General features: G+C 59.3%; 3 protein-coding genes. 1 reads left to right on the forward strand and 2 read right to left on the reverse strand.

What is annotated here, in order from left to right; all coding sequences use genetic code 11:
- Positions 1-226: HEAT repeat domain-containing protein (locus NW856_RS07835; RefSeq protein WP_414399738.1), on the forward strand; the 226-nt coding region annotated here is incomplete at its 5' end.
- 4 nt (positions 227-230) lie between these two features.
- Here NW856_RS07835 and apcD read toward each other — a convergent pair.
- Entirely contained in the window at positions 231-716 is a 486-nt protein-coding gene (gene apcD, locus NW856_RS07840) for an allophycocyanin subunit alpha-B (RefSeq protein ID WP_414399739.1), read from the reverse strand.
- 192 nt (positions 717-908) lie between these two features.
- Positions 909-2,234 carry a type IV pilus twitching motility protein PilT gene (locus tag NW856_RS07845; RefSeq protein ID WP_414399740.1) on the reverse strand — a complete coding sequence of 442 codons (1,326 nt, stop codon included), beginning with the start codon at positions 2,232-2,234 and terminating at the stop codon, positions 909-911.
- Between the last annotated feature and the right edge of the window lie 240 nt (positions 2,235-2,474).

Genomic DNA, 2,474 nt, shown 5'->3' on the forward strand with positions numbered 1-2,474 from the left:
GATCACCACAGCCGCTGCCGCTGCCTTGGGCGATCTGGGGGATCCGCGGGCCATCCCCTACCTGGATCCCCTCATTGATTCCGACGACTGGCAACTGCGCTACCGCGTCTGCATTGCCCTGGCCAAGTTGGGAACAGAAGCCGCTCGCGCCGGACTGACCCGGCTGGCCCAGGATTCCCAAGAACAGGTGGCCGTACATGCCCGGGCTGCCTTGGGATCCCTGTAGATCCCTAGCTCATGGCATTGATGATGTAGTCAAAGTAAGGGGCGGCTTCAGCGGCTGCCGCCGGCTCCAACAAGCTGAGGGCAGCTTCCTTCAAAAAGACAATCGCATCGATCATGCCGGCGATGGGTACATTGAGGGCATTGTACATTTCCCGCACCCCTATCAGGCCGATAGACTCAATCGGCTCTTTGCTGCCGGCAATAATGCCATAGGTCACCAGACGCAGATACCAGTCGTAATCTCGCAAACATTGGTTGTAGCGCTTGTCACCGTAGGCATTGCCACCGGGTTGCACATACTCGGGCCGCTTGGTGAATAGCTGCTTCTGGGCCTGGTCAATGATGCGCTTTTTGTTTTCTGCTAACACCTGAGCGATTTGCAAGCGCCTCTCGCCAGTGGTCATGTAATTCCTGATGGCTTCCAGTTCGCTAACTGAGAGGTAACGCAGCTGGTCATCCGCGGTCTCGATGATCTGGTTGATCACGCTCACGGTAGGGATTCTCCTGTTTTCTAACTTGCTTTCAATTCGGTTCATCAATCCAGCAACCCATCCCCCAAGCCCAAGGCTGGCCCAAGAGATGAGCAGGTAGCTCGGCAAGCCAGCGCCGCCGGCTGCTCCCAGTTTAGGATAGGGCAAACCTTCCCTCAAGCACTTTGGCATGACTCCATCTCGAGACTGGCCCTAGATCCGGCCTCGCAGCCATTGGGCCATCTCATTGCGGCGCGGGGCAGCCTCCAGACACACCTCTTCGGTAATCCGCCCCTCTTGGTAAAGCCTAAACAGAGACTGATTCATCGTACACATGCCCTCATAGGAGCCGTCGGCGATCAGCTCCTCAATTTCATCCACCGCCCCCCGCTTGATGTAGTCCCGAATGGCATCGGTGTTGCGCATAATCTCGTGGGCCGCAGCTCGCTTGCCATCGGTGGTGCGCACCAGGGTTTGAGCGATGATCGCCACCAGGGTTTCTGCCAGCTGCAGACGCATCGGCTCCTGTTCTTCCGGCTTGTAAATCCCCAGCAGACGCTCGATGGTGCGGACGGCGCTGTTGGTGTGCAGGGTTCCAAAGACCAAGTGGCCCGTCTGGCCGGCCTTCAGGGCAATATCCACTGTCTCTCGATCCCGCATCTCCCCAATCAGGATGATGTCCGGATCTTCCCGCAGCGAGGCTTTCAGGGCATTGGCAAACTCCAGGGTGTGGATCCCGACCTCCCGCTGCCGCACCATCGATTTCTTGCTCTGGTGGACAAATTCGATGGGATCCTCAATGGAAATGATGTGTTTGGGAAAGTTGGAATTGATGTAGTCCACCATCGCCGCCAAGGTCGTGGACTTACCGGAGCCGGTGGGGCCGGTCACCAAAACCAAGCCTTTGTGCTCTTCGGCAATGCGCTTTAGCACTTCCGGTGCCCGCAACTGCTCCAGCGTCAAAATTTTCAACGGGATCAGACGCATCACCATAGCCGGGCCAAGAAGGGAAACAAAGCAGTTGACCCGACACCGCACCAAACCCTCGTACTGGATGGCAGTATCCAGTTCCAAACATTCCTCAAACTGGCGAATTTGGCTCTCCGGCAGGCTTTCCCGCAGCCAGCCATAGAACATCTCGGTGGTGGTGACCGGGTAGTTGGTCAAGAGCATCTGCCCCCGATCCCGAAAGCGGGGCACTTCTCCTACCCCCAAATGAATATCGGAGTAGCCTTTGTCATAGGCTTCCTGCACCAGTTGGCGCAGGGTCAGGCCCGCAGGAGTAGCCGGGGCCACCGGGATCCGACCGGCAGCCGTTGGGCGAGCTGGTGGCGCAAAAGGCGGAGCGGCAGGATTGGGGCTGGGCGGCGGCACTGGAGGCCGAGCAGCAGCCGGGGTGGGCGGGGGCATCTGAGGAGAAGCGGCAGAGCCCGGCACAGGCACCGGTACCTGAGGGGGAGCGACAGCCACACCAGGCGGAAGGGGCCGACCCAGAATGGGGTTGGGGGGGTTTTTGGCATTGGCAGGCCGGGATCCCATCCCTTGGGAAGCCGAACCCAGCACCGGATCCAGTTGCGTTGGGGGCTCCACCGGGGGCGTTTGAGCAGCCGGACGAGGCGGACGCTGCATGACCGGCGGAGCCGGGGGCTGCCAATTGGAGTCCAAATCGGTGGGAAACTGGTTTTCGGGGCTGACCTCGCTCATGACAAGCCTCGCTTCTGGCAGGGTTTGAGTCAATCTTAGGCTAGTATTCCCAGCGTAAACTACCCGACTCCGACC

It is taken from the genome of Synechococcus sp. R3-13 (genome assembly GCF_047462195.1).
In the GTDB taxonomy this organism is placed as follows: Bacteria; Cyanobacteriota; Cyanobacteriia; order Thermostichales; family Thermostichaceae; genus Thermostichus.

What these genes read in the sequence shown, in the direction of transcription:
- NW856_RS07845 (WP_414399740.1), bottom strand. Translation starts at nt 2,234, where the DNA reads ATGGGATCCCGGCCTGCCAATGCCAAAAACCCCCCCAACCCCATTCTG.